Here is a 13,122-nt window from a genome sequence, read left to right on the forward strand (position 1 = left end):
TGGAATCAGGCGATGGCGCCCCCAACGCATCCATCCGTTACGATCAATGTGCACGTTACGTAGCCCGCCTTCATGTAAGGCAGCTTCGCTGCAATGCCAAGCTCAGATCAGCTCTTTCACCATCGCTTTCAGTGGCTGGGGCCGATTCGACAATAGATTGCGCACCGAATTTTTTTCCTTCAGTCCCAATATTCTGCCGATGTTTTTATCATCGGTCCCACGCTCCTTGAGCTTTTGCGCCACTGTCCTGCGCGCGCTGAGTGCTGACACACCCTTGATGCCAGTGCGCGCAAAGATCTTTCGGTAGATGTCCAGGATCAAGCCACAATGGGAGTGGCATCGGCTGTCCTTTTTCCGGACTCGGATTGGCATCGCCTTTCCCTCATCAGTCAGGAACAGTCTGCTCGCAGGATCGAGTCCCCGGTACGACGCCATACTAGTCACGCCGTGCCCTCGCCGTAGTCGCTCGTCCAGGTAAGCATCAATGGCGGCATTGGCCTTCGCACTGACGAAAAACAATGGACGCGCCTTGCCATTGACCGCCGCGTCCGGACGCAGGATCGACTCTTCCCGCACCGAACCATCCGCATGCAGATAGTCGCGCACCTCCAGGCGCGCAATCTCGAGCGGTTTGGCGGCCGACGCAAACAGGACCAGCAGCAGCGCGACATCCCGGTTCGGACATCGGCTCATCCGGCGCGTGCGGTCGACCGCGAGGTCGATCTCCTTTTCGGTGACTGCAGCATTCCTGCCGCGCCGACCGCTCGCGCGTTCCGGCTGATAGTGCTCCAACGCCTCCAGATAGCTCTCCTTCCAGCGCCGCATGCTCGCCGCCGTCGGCATCACATCCTCGTCCACACCTTCCACGCCAACGACTGCCTGCACATCACGCGCCAAGGCTTTGATGCGTTGTTCGACGGCCGAGCGCGTCATGCCGAATGTTTGTGCGACAGCCTCGTACGTCTTGCCGTCCAGGACAGCCTTCAGCATGTCGATCGATTTCGCGACAGAGTGCATCACCCCCTCCCCAGTTGATCCGTCACTATCTTCCAGGCAATTGGGCTGCCTCGCCAGCCGAAAGCGATGCGGTAGGCGGGGGCTTTCGCGATCAGCGAATTACGGCAATTTTCGGGCTGCGTAGAGCAGCCACACAACGACCAGTGTGAATCGGCGCGCATCTGCTTTCGATGACGAAGGCCTCTCGCCGGGAACCGTTGACTACTTATGGCCAGTTCTTGTGGTATGTCAGCCTTCTTGGTAGCAGCAGTACTGTAAGCTCAGCGCCAAACCGATCTTAAAGGGTCTAAGAACGGCGCCCTTGCTCCCGACATGATTGATTCCAAGCCCATTCACTCTGTCGTTCCCTCACATCCAGTCGCAATGCGGCGCATGCGTCATGCAATCGCTACCTTTGAGGCGCTCAAGGGTCTCGCGGCGTTTGCGGCCGTTGTTGGCGCTCTTGATCTTATGCATCACGATGTGCGCCACCTTGCCATAGAGCTCATCGGGCGCTTTCACTTGAATCCCGAAGCCCATTACCCTTCGGTACTCTTGCATTATGCCAACCTTATACCTGATGCTAACCTGCACGCGCTCTTTCTTCTGGCCGCGGGTTACATTGCGGTGAGGCTGGTGGAAAGCTACGGACTCTGGAACGATTACGCCTGGGGCGAATGGCTTGGGGCTCTTTCGGGGGGAATTTATATCCCGTTTGAAGTTAACCACCTGTTGCACAGGCCGTCACTGATCAATGGTCTCGTTCTGGTGGGGAATATGTTCCTAGTCGCATTTCTAACCGTCCAACTCTGGCGACGACATGACCTTATAAACCATTAAATTGCATAACAACCGTGAGGGTGCGGTTGTGGCCACTTTTCACCTGTTGTTGCCCCCCTCATCCGGCAGCTATAGGCAAGGAAAGGGCCTTTCCCCGTTGGAGCAGCCTGTAGCCCGGCTAACGCTTCGTTATGCTCCGGCCGCTTGCCAAGAGATTCTGTTGAAAAACTCTCGAGAAATATTTATTTGCTATCGAAGCGAGTGCATTAGGTCAAGGGAGTAGCGCATTTTCCTGCTTTTCTATATGACTAATTCGTTTGACGAATCGTTATGGCAGCAATCTGCCTTGTCGGATATTTCTGGAAGGCTTTTTCAACAGAATCCAAGATAAAACCGACGTCCGGGGCTGCCGGCGCCACTTGGAAGTCAATTTCAGTTACGTCCGCTAGACTGATCGGCCTGGTCCTTGATCCAGAAAACGACTACCGATGTCTTTTCCACGAAACGCTCGGCGTGTTCCGCATAAGCGGGAATGATGCACCATTCACCCGGCCGAACTTCCCGCTCCACGCCGTGTATCGTCAAGTACAGAATTCCTTCTGTCACGGTCACGTAATTGGTGGTCGGATGCGTATGCACCGCAGTACTGACGTTTTCGCGCGTTGCGACGGTCACGTCGCCTGCCACGCTACTCAGTTTACCCAGTCCAAGCAGGGGCGTCGGAATGTGAGCCATAGAAAAAAACTCAAGATAAAAAATTTTATTGCAGCGGCCGTGATTGGCTAAATGCGAGGTTGTGCGAACACGGCAATGCGTTCAATCGGATGTCCGTCCTGATCGAAATTGATCTTTGCCTGCCATTCATCATGCAGGCTTTGAAGCGGAACGATGCATTCTCCAGCCATTCCCTGTTGGCGCGCCCATTGGCGAATGTAGTCGTCCGTGCTCCAGACTCCGGGTAAAAAAGCCAGCGTGAGATTCTTCTCGTTGATCTGCATTCCGGTTTCTTCAGGTGATCTCATGCTCAAGGCAATTACTTTACTAAAACATGTATTTTACTTGAATGTTTAAAGTCGGAAACATAAAATGCTCTGGTACCGGGCAGTTTATTGATTAAAGCGACCGATCGAGTAGCCACCTAAAGGAAACATCCGCCAACAGCTTCTGGGTGTGATGTGAAGCCACCGGACGTCCGCAATTGACCGAGATTGTGCAGAAAACGCGACGAGCGCCAAAAGATTCGCCAAGATGTAACGCCGTGATTTCACTCTCGCCGGCTATGTAGTGCCATTCCGAGCAAGAGCGCCCGTTTTTTTGCACAACCTCGGCCGCCTCTAGCAGAGGACTGCCCCGGGTGCTGTAGCGTTCATAAAGCAGTCTTCCCTTTTATTGGAAGCGTACTCTTACACTTCGGGTAGTTCACACATCCCCAAAATACCCCTCGCTTGCTTTCACGGCGGACCATTTTGGTACCGCAGGACGCACAGGTGGGCGTTCTAAAATCGCCCTCGAACGCAAATTTCAACAGGGCGTCTTGCCGCTCTTTGGGCAATTCCTTGATCTTTCCCACAAACCCCATACCGTCCAGTAGATAAATCGGGTTGGCTGCGCCGAACTCCAATGCATCCTTGGTATAGGTGGCCGTCGTGATAAATATACCGCGGCCTACTTTCTCATGCGCCATCACGCCTAACAGCTCCCGGATCTCCTTCACGCCAACCGAATAGGCATTCCACGCCTTGCACTGAACCACAGCTAACGGCTTGTTCGGATCAACTTTGAACAGCTTGATGTCGATTCCGCCGTCGGCGCCACAGCGGATCGTCTGTGAATTGAAACCGACCGCCTCATAGTATTTGGCACAGAGCAGCTCGAAGCGCTTCCACTCCAACACGCGTAGTGCTTCCAACGACCAGGCATCAGCAGCAATGCCAGTAGCGGTCTGGCCCGCGGCACCAACGGCCGAATTTCCCCACCCGGCTTCCAGCTGCGTCCCGCTCCGCCAATCTTTTCCCATGTCAGGCGGGAGCGCTGTTATGGATGGCTCGATGCTCTTTCTTTGGGACGGGCGGCCTGTCGTATTCGTTGCTACAGAATTGACTTGTGCCTTGGCTCGGGCAAATGCAATCATGCTGATGCAGCCAAAACCAATTAAGGCGAGCCAAGCAGCGGAATGGGCCATGGCCGCCAATCCTGCAAGGACCGGATGGCGGGAAAATATGGATGGAATGCCCCAGCGTAGCACTGCGAAGCCAACACCTGCAAAACCGGCACTTACCTGCCAAGGTAGGACTACCAATACTTCTGCAAGTCCTTTATTTTTGCGACGCCTTCCCATATGCTTTCCACAGTTTCATTTTGACAATGAGATTACATCGGAAAGTAATGACGACAGATATCCCGTGTTTATGGGATATCAGAAGCGCCCCAGCGCATCGCCTCGGCGTCTCAAGACGAGATGATGAATGACCAGCGGGAATCGCGTCGATCTTGGCAGGCGGCTTTGCACGCGGTTTCCGACTTTTGTTTTTCAGCGACAAACTGTTGCAGCCGCCCCGAGGCGGCTGGCTGCCATCCTACAACGCCGCCATTTGCGCTGAGTTTAGCCGCGCCGCGCGGCTTGAGGCGCCGGGTGGAACTTGTCCGTCGATATATCGAACCGCTTCAGCTTGTCATACAGGGTTTTCTTCGGAATACTCAAGCTTTCCGCCGCTGCATTGACATTGCCTTCCTGACGGTGCAATGCTTCTTCGATGATCGCCTTTTCGAATGCATCGACCTGCTCGGCGAGCGATGCTTCGCGACGGGTCCCCGAGGGCATCAGCATATCGTCCAGCAAGCCCAGCACAAAACGATCAGCCACGTTGTGCAGTTCCCGCACGTTGCCAGGCCAGCGCTGCGCCATCAGCGTGTGCAGCAGTTCGCTGCCGATCAGCGGCGCGCTCTGGCCGTAGCGTACCGCCGCCTGAAGCACGAAGTATTCGAACAGTAAGGGAATGTCCTCGCGCCGATTGCGCAGCGCAGGCAGTGCTAGGCTGGCGACGTTGAGGCGGTAGTAGAGGTCAGCGCGGAATTTTCCCTGCTCGGACAGTGTGCCGAGGTCTTCCTTGGTCGCAGCGATCACGCGCAGGTCGATCGGAATGACGCTGTTCGAGCCGAGGCGCTCGATCTGCCGCTCCTGCAGCACGCGCAGCAGCTTGACCTGCAGGTTGAGCGGCATGCTCTCGATTTCGTCGAGGAAGAGTGTGCCGCCGTTGGCATGTTCAATCTTGCCGATGCGGCGGCGCTGCGCCCCTGTGAAGGCCCCCTCTTCATGGCCGAACAGCTCCGATTCGAAAATCGTCTCCGGCAGCGCACCACAATTGATCGCGACGAAGGGATGATCCCGCCGGCCACTGAAGTCATGCAGGCAACGCGCCACCAGTTCCTTGCCGGTGCCGGTTTCGCCAAGGATCATGACGTCGGCAGTTTTTGGCGCGAGATTGAGTACGAGCCTCCGCACCTTGTCGATCGCATTGCTGCTCCCGACCATGCGCGCTTCGATACCTTCGCGGCTTTCCAGCTGGCGGCGCAGGGTCAGGTTCTCCAGTACGAGACGGCGCTTGTCGAGCGCACGGCGGCACACTTCGATCAGCAGGTCGGACGAAAACGGCTTTTCGATGAAGTCGTAGGCGCCCTGTCGCATAGCCCCTACCGCCATCGACACGTCGCCGTGGCCGGTGACGAGAATCACCGGCAGTGACGGATCTCGCAAGGTAGCCAGTTGCAGAAGCGCCAGACCATCCATGCCAGGCAGCCTGACATCGCTAACGAGAATACCCGCGAAGTCGGGGGACAAGTAAGGCGCAGCTTCTTCAGCGCTAGCGCAGGCACTTACCCGCAGCCCAGAAAGCTCCAGAGCCTGCTGCGCCCCCTTCCTGACCACAGCATCGTCTTCCACGAGCAGGACCTGCATGCCGTCGAAGTTTGTTTCAAGCATCTTGTTCCCCTCTGTCTATGTTGCCGTCCTGCGGCTGGCAGCGCAGCCGGATGATGAATTCCGCGCCGCTGTGTCCATCGCTATCGTGGTTCCGTACTTGAATCGAGCCGCCGGCAGCGCGGATGATGCCCGCGCTGATTGACAGCCCGAGGCCGAGCCCGTGCTCCTTGGTGGTAAAGAAGGGCTCGAAAATCCTTTGCGCGCAGGCAGGCGAAATGCCCGGCCCGTTGTCGGCGACACGGATTTCCGCCTGGTTGCCGGAGCGCGTGACGCGGATCGAAATATGGGCGATGTCGGCCGGGCCCATCGCATCCATCGAGTTCGTGATCAGATTGGAAAAAACCTGCTGCAGCCCGGTCTCGTTGCACAGGACGACGATGTCTTGTTCCGGCCAGTCCTCGTTCAGCACCAGACGGCCCGCGCCGCGATTGGTGCGCACCTGCAGCATGGTCTGTTCGAACGCCTTGCGTACGCTGATCGGCTTTTTGGCATCATCGCTGCGCCGGGCAAAGCCTTTCAACTGCGAGGTGATATAGCCCAGCCGCTTGACCAGATCCGAGATGACGGACAGGTTTTCCAGCGCTTCGTCGGCGCGCCCACGCGTAATCAGCACCTGCGCGTTGTCGGAGAAGGTCTGGATCGCCGCCAGCGGCTGGTTCAACTCATGCGTGATGCCTGCCGCCATCTGTCCAATCGCCGCCAGCTTTCCGCTTTGTACCAGCTCCGCCTGAGCATGGCGCAAGGTTTGCTCGGCGCGCTCCCGTTCGCTGACTTCCGCCTGCAGCCGTTGATTCGCATCGCGCAGCGCGGCAGTACGCTGCTCGACCTTGACTTCCAGTTCGTCGTTGGCGCGCTTGAGTGCTTGCTGTGCATTCAGACGCTCCGCAATGCGCCGCCGCCGCTGCAACGCATACAGAATGCCGAGCCATAGCACAGTCCAGCCCAGCGCAGCGGCAATGGCCGCATTACGTGCCGCCGCGCGCACCTGTCCCAGCTCGGCCAGCACCGTGATTTGCCATTCGAGAGGATTCAGCCGGCTGCTGACCGCCATGTATCCGCTTGACCCACCTTCGCTCGGCAGCTTCAGGGACAGCAACATCGCGCCGCCGGCCAGGCGTTCTTCGATCCGGTACGGAAGCGGCGGCAGCGTCTCATGCAGAAACTGCCGCTGTTCGAGGATGCTTTTACGCGCGGACTCCGACAGCGGAGCAAGCGTCTTGAACTTGAAGTCGGAGATCGACGACAAGAGAATGACGCCGTTGGCGTCGGTCACCCAGATCTGTTCGGCCACGCTGGGCATGCGCCAAGACTGCTCCAGCCAATCGAGACTGACCTTGGCAGCGGCAACGCCGATGATGCGACCATGGCGTCGAATCGGCAACGCGATAAAGTGTCCGGCCTCGCGGGTCGATACGCCGATGCCATAGAAACGCCCCGTGCCACCGGTCGCCGCTTGCCTGAAGTACGGGCGAAATCCGTAGTTCTGGCCGACATACGAGGTCGGCTCTTTCCAGTTACTCGATGCGTACACCTCGCCCTGTGGATTGATCACGTAGACCGCGAAGGCGCCGGCGCGCTGATTCATCTCCTCCAGGTAGGCATTGACACGCTCGACCTTGTCGGGGGACCGGGTCTCAAGGAGGGCGGCGACTTCGTCGCTCTGCGCGATGGCGAGCGGCAGAAACTCATACTTGGCGAGCGCGCCGCCGATGGTGGCTGCGTACAGTTCGGCACGCGAAGCCATCGTGCGGTGCAAGTCGTCGAGCTGCCGGCGTTCGACCAACATGTAGGACAGCATCGTCACCGCGACCAATGACGCCAGCGCCAGCAACACGGTGTCCGACCGGCGCAATTTCCATTTGTTCACCGCCACTTATACTCCGCATTCAGATCACGCCCTGCTTCTGCAAACGGTCAATCTCGTCCGGATCCAGGTGCAGTTTCTCTCGAAGTATCTCATGAGTATGCTCGCCGAGGAGCGGCGGCGCGCGGTCATAGACAACCGGTGTGTCAGACATGTGGATGGGATTGGCGACCGAGGCAACAGCGTCATGGAGCGCATGCGGCAGCCGGACTTCCAGCTTACGGTGGCGCGCCTGCGGCTCCTCGAACACCTGGGCGACATTGTTGATGGGGCCGCAAGGGACGGCGACCGCATCAAGCTGCGCCAGCCAGTCGCGCGTCGTCCGTTCCTTCAGGACCGGCATCAGCAAGGCAACCAGTTCGGCGCGGTGGCGCACGCGCATGGCATTGGTTGCAAACCGCTCGCAGCTTGCCCATTCGGGATGCCCTGCAACCTGGCAAAAGCTGTTGAACTGGCGGTCGTTGCCCACAGCGAGGATGAGATGGCCGTCCGCTGTCGCGAAGGCCTGATAGGGAACGATATTCGGATGGGCGTTGCCGAGCCGGCCCGGCACCACGCCGCCGACCAGGTAATTCGACGCCTGGTTGGCGAGCATCGCCACTTGCACATCGAACAAGGCCAGATCGATGTACTGCCCGGCACCGCTGATCTCGCGCTGTGCGAGGGCGGCCAGCACGGCAACAGCCGCATACATCCCGGTCATCACATCGGTGACGGCGACGCCGACCTTGACCGGCCCGCCGCCCGGTACATCGTCGGGCTGCCCGGTGATACTCATCAACCCACCCATCCCCTGGATCATGAAATCGTATCCAGCGCGCTGCGCATCGGGGCCGTCCTGCCCGAACCCGGTGATGGAGCAGTAGATCAGGCGCGGATTGATGGCACGCAGTGACGCATGGTCGAGCCCGTATTTCGCGAGGGCGCCGACTTTGTAGTTCTCGAGCACGATGTCGCATTCGGCGACGAGGGCTTTCACAATCTCCTGCCCTTCTAGGGTGGAGATGTCGAGGGTCAGGGATTTCTTGCCACGGTTTGCTGACAGGAAGTAGGCAGATTCCTTCGTTTCCGCGCCCGACCGGTCCTTGAGATAAGGCGGCCCCCAGGTTCGGGTATCGTCGCCCGCTCCGGGGCGTTCGACTTTGATTACTTCGGCGCCGAGATCGGCGAGCAGCTGGCCGCACCACGGGCCGGCGAGCACGCGCGACAGATCCAGCACTTTGATATGAGACAGCGCTCCAGCCATCGGAAAACCTCAATTAAAATACGTGCACATTGGGCGTGCGGGATCGCACGCCCAACCAAGCCATCAGAATGCGGCGATGCCGGTCTGCGCCCGGCCCAGGATCAAGGCGTGGATGTCGTGCGTGCCTTCATAGGTGTTCACCACTTCCAGGTTCACCAGATGACGCGCGACGCCGAATTCGTCGGAAATGCCATTGCCGCCCATCATGTCACGCGCGAGCCGCGCCACGTCCAGCGCTTTGCCGCACGAGTTGCGCTTCATGATCGACGTAATGGCGGGTGCGGCGGTCCCTTCATCCTTCATGCGGCCCAAGCGCAGGCAGCCCTGCAAGCCGAGCGTGATCTCGGTCTGCATGTCGGCCAGCTTCTTCTGGATCAGCTGATTGGCCGCCAGCGGCTTGCCGAATTGCTTGCGGTCCAGCACGTACTGGCGGGCACGGTGCCAGCAATCTTCGGCCGCACCCAGCGCACCCCAGGCAATGCCATAGCGCGCCGAGTTCAGGCAGGTGAACGGTCCCTTCAAACCGCGCACGTCGGGAAAGGCATTTTCTTCCGGGCAAAACACCTCATCCATCACGATCTCGCCAGTGATCGAGGCGCGCAAGCCGACCTTGCCGTGGATGGCCGGAGCGGACAAGCCTTTCCAGCCCTTTTCCAGCACGAAGCCACGGATCGCGCCTTCGTCATCCTTGGCCCACACCACGAACACGTCGGCGATCGGTGAATTGGAAATCCACATCTTGCTGCCGGACAGGCTATAGCCCCCTGCGACTTTCTTGGCGCGCGTAATCATCGAACCCGGGTCGGAACCGTGGTTCGGCTCGGTCAGGCCGAAGCAGCCGATCCATTCGCCGGTAGCGAGCTTCGGCAGGTATTTCTGTTTCGTTTGCTCATTGCCGAATTCAAAGATCGGCACCATCACCAGCGACGACTGCACGCTCATCATCGAGCGGTAGCCGGAGTCGACGCGCTCGACTTCGCGCGCGATCAAGCCGTAGCACACATAGTTCAGGCCTGCGCCGCCATACTCCGACGGGATGGTGGAGCCGAGCAATCCCAGCTCGCCCATCTCCCGGAAGATGGCGGGATCGGTGCTCTCGTGACGGAAGGCTTCCAGCACGCGCGGCGCCAGGCGATCCTGCGCGTAAGCGCTTGCGGAATCGCGCACCATGCGCTCTTCCTCGGTAAGCTGGCTGTCCAGCAGCAGCGGGTCTTCCCAGTTGAATGTCGCTTTCATGATTTCTCCTTGAATGGTGCGTCGTTGTGGATGCTTATGCCTTGCCTTGCGCGGCAAGATCGTCGATGACACTGCCGATGATCGCGAGCCCCTCTTCGAGCACATCGAACGGAATGGTGAGCGGAGTCATCACGCGCAGCACATTACCGTTATTGCCGCAGGTAAGGAGCAACAGACCGCGCTTGAGGGCTTCCGCCTTGAGCGCATTGGCGATCTCCGGCGCCGGACGGCTGGCATCGCCGCCGTGGAAAAACTCCACTGCCGTCATCGCGCCCAAGCCACGCACATCGCCGATGCATGCATGTTTCTTCGCCAGGTCGTGAAAGGTGCTGCGCAGGCGTTCGCCGATCTCCGCGCTGCGCGCGCACAGCTGCTCCTGTTCCACCACGTCGAGCACCGCGAGCGCCGCCGCGCAGGCGAGCGGACTGCCGGCATAGGTGCTGCCGAACGCGCCGGGAGCGCGGTGATCCATCACGTCTGCGCGCCCCACCACGGCGGAAATCGGCATGCCGCCGCCCAGCCCCTTAGCCATCGTGATCAGATCGGGCACGACGCCGGAATGCTCCATCGCGAACATCTTGCCGGTGCGCGCCACGCCGGTCTGGATTTCGTCGGCCACCAGCAGCATGCCGTGCTGGTCGCACAGCGCGCGCAGGCGTCGCAGAAATTCAGGCGGCGCCGGGATGTAGCCGCCCTCGCCCTGCACCGGCTCGACGAACACGGCCGCCACGCGCGCCGCCTCGACGTCGTTCTTGAGCAGCTTCTCGATGCTGGCGATCGCGTCGTCGACGCTTATGCCGTGCACGGCCGACGGATAGGCGGCGTGATAGATCTCGCCAGGGAACGGCCCGAAGCCCGTCTTGTACGGCTCGACCTTGCCGGTAAGCGCCAGCGAATACATGGTGCGGCCATGGAAAGCGCCGTTGAATGCGATGATGGCCGAGCGGCCGGTGTAGGCGCGGGCGAGCTTGATCGCGTTTTCCACTGCTTCCGCGCCTGTCGACATGAAGAATGCCTTTTTCGGATGCGGGCCTGGCGCCAGCCGGCAGATGCGCTCTGCCAGCGCCACGTAGGACTCATAGGCGACGACCTGGAAGCAGGTATGCGTAAACAGCGGCGCCTGTGCCACCACCGCCTCGACGACGCGCGGATGACAATGCCCGGTATTGACGACCGCGATGCCGGCGCAGAAGTCGATGTAGCGTTTGCCTTCCACGTCCCAGATTTCACTGTTGAGCGCCTTGGCGGCGAATACCGGATGGGCATTGCCGATGCCACGCGCGATCGAGGCATGGCGGCGCGCCATGAGTTCGGCATTGCAGCTGACGGGTTTGGTCATCGTTACACTCCTTCGATTATTGGAACTGTGCCGTTGTGGCACGACGTGACCGGAGTGTAGGTTTCTTCCCATCGCTCGCCCAGACACAACACGCGCGATTTCAGCGCGCACTGTTATGCTCGCGCGACCACTACAGTCGTCACTTTTCTCTCTGCGGCGACGACTTTTGCGCCGGTTTGATCGGATACAATGAAAAGGTTTTCCTGGCCATTCCCAACCTGCCATTCCCACATGTTTGCAATCAATCCCGACAGCGTCACGCCCCTCGTGACCCAGATTGTGGAAGGCATGAAGGAGCTCATCGCAAATCAGAAGCTGAGGGCCGGCGCCAAGGTGCCTTCGATCCGCCAATTCGCGGATGCGCAGAAGGTCAGCGCCTCCACTGTGGTGGAAGCCTATGACCGGCTTGTCGCCGAAGGGTATCTGGTGGCGCGCCAGAGTTCCGGCTTCTACGTACGCTACATGTCGCGCGGTCTCTACCGCGAGGAGCAGCAATCGCTGCGCAACATCCGCTTCGATCCGCTGTGGTTCGTGCGCCGCGTATGGGAGAGTGGTTCGGCAGAAGTGACGCCCGGCTATGGCTGGGTGCCGGACGAGTGGCTCGACGCCGATCTGATCCGGCGCACCATGCGCAACCTCGCCAACAAGCCTTCCGCGCAGGGCTCGGGGTACGGGCATCCCAAGGGGCTGACAGCGCTGCGGCTGAAAGTCTGCGACTGGCTGACCGAGCGCGAAATCGCGGCGGCGCCCGACCAGGTGCTGCTCACCACCGGCGCCAGCCACGCGCTGGAACTGGTGTCGCAATACCTGCTGCGTCCGGGCGACGCGGTACTGGTGGACGAGCCGGGCTACAGCGTGATGATGTCCAATCTACGCGCGCGCGGAGCGCGCCTGATCGGCGTGCCGTGGACGGCGACCGGCCCCGATCTCGCTGCGCTCGAACGTCTCGCCGCCGAACATGCGCCGCGCGCCTTCTTCACCAACCCGCGGCTGCATAATCCGACCGGCGCCAGTTACTCTCCCGGCGCGGCGCACCGCGTTTTGCAACTTGCGGACCGCTTCGATTTCATCATCGTGGAAGACGACGTGAGCGCCGACCTGGATGTGGATACGCGCCGCAGCCTGGCCTGCCTGGACCAGCTCAACCGCGTGATCTACCTGACCAGTTTTTCCAAATCGATCTCGCCGCGCCTGCGCACCGGCTTCATCGCCGCCGATCCGGATGCGATCGAAGATCTCACCCAGATCAAGATGATGACCGGGCTGACCTCGTCCGAAATCACGGAACGCTTGACGCTCGAGATTCTCAACGAAGGCCGCCACCGCAAACAGATCAAGTCGCTCAAGGACAAGCTGGCCCAAGCGCAGGATCGCGTTTGCCGCCAACTGATCCAGTCCGGGCTGCAGTTGTTCGCGGAGGCTCAGTCAGGACTTTTCGTGTGGGCCAGGCATCCCGCTTTCGCGGATTCATCCCTGCTCTGCAATGAAGCGCTCGATGCCAATCTGTTGCTTGCGCCGGGCCATCTGTTCATGGAGGGTGGACAATCGTCGCCATGGATGCGCTTTAACGTCGGCTTTTCCGACCGGCCTGAGCTGTTCGAATTCCTGCAGAAGCAGGAAGACGCATGAAAGGCAGCCCCGTACGGAATTGCCGGACATGTGGGTCGACTGGCGGACGTGGC

11 protein-coding genes are annotated in these 13,122 nt (G+C 59.8%); 2 read left to right on the forward strand and 9 right to left on the reverse strand.

From position 1 onward, the window contains the following. Positions 1-102: 102 nt before the first annotated feature. A complete protein-coding gene (locus TSA66_RS21605; RefSeq protein WP_040041473.1) occupies positions 103-1,017 on the reverse strand; it encodes a hypothetical protein in 915 nt (304 codons plus the stop codon). A gap of 312 nt (positions 1,018-1,329) precedes the next feature. Here TSA66_RS21605 and TSA66_RS21610 point away from each other — a divergent pair, with 312 nt between their 5' ends. Then, complete coding sequence (locus TSA66_RS21610) at positions 1,330-1,836, forward strand: DUF2127 domain-containing protein (protein ID WP_052452503.1); 507 nt, start codon at positions 1,330-1,332, stop codon at positions 1,834-1,836. A 372-nt stretch (positions 1,837-2,208) separates the two neighbouring features. Here the strand turns inward: TSA66_RS21610 and TSA66_RS21615 are convergent, their stop codons facing one another. From TSA66_RS21615 to gabT, 8 genes are all read right to left on the reverse strand, one after another. Beyond that, positions 2,209-2,511: a cupin domain-containing protein gene (locus tag TSA66_RS21615; RefSeq protein WP_084199807.1), complete on the reverse strand. Its 303-nt coding sequence runs from the start codon at positions 2,509-2,511 to the stop codon at positions 2,209-2,211. A gap of 47 nt (positions 2,512-2,558) precedes the next feature. Then, complete coding sequence (locus tag TSA66_RS21620; protein WP_040041475.1) at positions 2,559-2,774, reverse strand: hypothetical protein; 216 nt, start codon at positions 2,772-2,774, stop codon at positions 2,559-2,561. 368 nt (positions 2,775-3,142) lie between these two features. Then, the gene (locus tag TSA66_RS21625) at positions 3,143-4,114 is read right to left on the reverse strand and encodes a restriction endonuclease (protein WP_040041476.1); all 972 of its coding nucleotides are present in this window, start codon (positions 4,112-4,114) and stop codon (positions 3,143-3,145) included. Between the two features lie 264 nt (positions 4,115-4,378). Then, positions 4,379-5,755, reverse strand: coding sequence for a sigma-54-dependent transcriptional regulator (locus TSA66_RS21630; protein ID WP_040041477.1), 1,377 nt, complete (start codon positions 5,753-5,755; stop codon positions 4,379-4,381). Then, positions 5,748-7,622 (reverse strand): sensor histidine kinase, encoded by a 1,875-nt coding sequence (locus tag TSA66_RS21635; RefSeq protein WP_232429513.1) that lies wholly within the window; start codon positions 7,620-7,622, stop codon positions 5,748-5,750. Before TSA66_RS21635 ends, TSA66_RS21630 begins: the two co-directional genes overlap by 8 nt. A gap of 19 nt (positions 7,623-7,641) precedes the next feature. After that, entirely contained in the window at positions 7,642-8,865 is a 1,224-nt protein-coding gene (locus TSA66_RS21640) for a CaiB/BaiF CoA transferase family protein (RefSeq protein ID WP_040041478.1), read from the reverse strand. 63 nt (positions 8,866-8,928) lie between these two features. Next, positions 8,929-10,101, reverse strand: coding sequence for an acyl-CoA dehydrogenase (locus tag TSA66_RS21645; RefSeq protein ID WP_040041479.1), 1,173 nt, complete (start codon positions 10,099-10,101; stop codon positions 8,929-8,931). Positions 10,102-10,135: 34 nt separating this feature from the next. Further along, positions 10,136-11,440: a 4-aminobutyrate--2-oxoglutarate transaminase gene (gabT, locus tag TSA66_RS21650; protein WP_040041480.1), complete on the reverse strand. Its 1,305-nt coding sequence runs from the start codon at positions 11,438-11,440 to the stop codon at positions 10,136-10,138. 231 nt (positions 11,441-11,671) lie between these two features. Here gabT and TSA66_RS21655 point away from each other — a divergent pair, with 231 nt between their 5' ends. Continuing rightward, positions 11,672-13,069: an aminotransferase-like domain-containing protein gene (locus TSA66_RS21655; protein WP_040041481.1), complete on the forward strand. Its 1,398-nt coding sequence runs from the start codon at positions 11,672-11,674 to the stop codon at positions 13,067-13,069. The last annotated feature ends 53 nt before the right edge of the window (positions 13,070-13,122 follow it).

The organism is Noviherbaspirillum autotrophicum (genome assembly GCF_000818395.1).
Taxonomy (GTDB): Bacteria; Pseudomonadota; Gammaproteobacteria; order Burkholderiales; family Burkholderiaceae_D; genus Noviherbaspirillum; species Noviherbaspirillum autotrophicum.

What these genes read in the sequence shown, in the direction of transcription:
- TSA66_RS21605 (WP_040041473.1), bottom strand. Translation starts at nt 1,017, where the DNA reads ATGCACTCTGTCGCGAAATCGATCGACATGCTGAAGGCTGTCCTGGAC.
- TSA66_RS21610 (WP_052452503.1), top strand. Translation starts at nt 1,330, where the DNA reads ATGATTGATTCCAAGCCCATTCACTCTGTCGTTCCCTCACATCCAGTC.
- TSA66_RS21615 (WP_084199807.1), bottom strand. Translation starts at nt 2,511, where the DNA reads ATGGCTCACATTCCGACGCCCCTGCTTGGACTGGGTAAACTGAGTAGC.
- TSA66_RS21620 (WP_040041475.1), bottom strand. Translation starts at nt 2,774, where the DNA reads ATGCAGATCAACGAGAAGAATCTCACGCTGGCTTTTTTACCCGGAGTC.
- TSA66_RS21625 (WP_040041476.1), bottom strand. Translation starts at nt 4,114, where the DNA reads ATGGGAAGGCGTCGCAAAAATAAAGGACTTGCAGAAGTATTGGTAGTC.
- TSA66_RS21630 (WP_040041477.1), bottom strand. Translation starts at nt 5,755, where the DNA reads ATGCTTGAAACAAACTTCGACGGCATGCAGGTCCTGCTCGTGGAAGAC.
- TSA66_RS21640 (WP_040041478.1), bottom strand. Translation starts at nt 8,865, where the DNA reads ATGGCTGGAGCGCTGTCTCATATCAAAGTGCTGGATCTGTCGCGCGTG.
- TSA66_RS21645 (WP_040041479.1), bottom strand. Translation starts at nt 10,101, where the DNA reads ATGAAAGCGACATTCAACTGGGAAGACCCGCTGCTGCTGGACAGCCAG.
- gabT (WP_040041480.1), bottom strand. Translation starts at nt 11,440, where the DNA reads ATGACCAAACCCGTCAGCTGCAATGCCGAACTCATGGCGCGCCGCCAT.
- TSA66_RS21655 (WP_040041481.1), top strand. Translation starts at nt 11,672, where the DNA reads ATGTTTGCAATCAATCCCGACAGCGTCACGCCCCTCGTGACCCAGATT.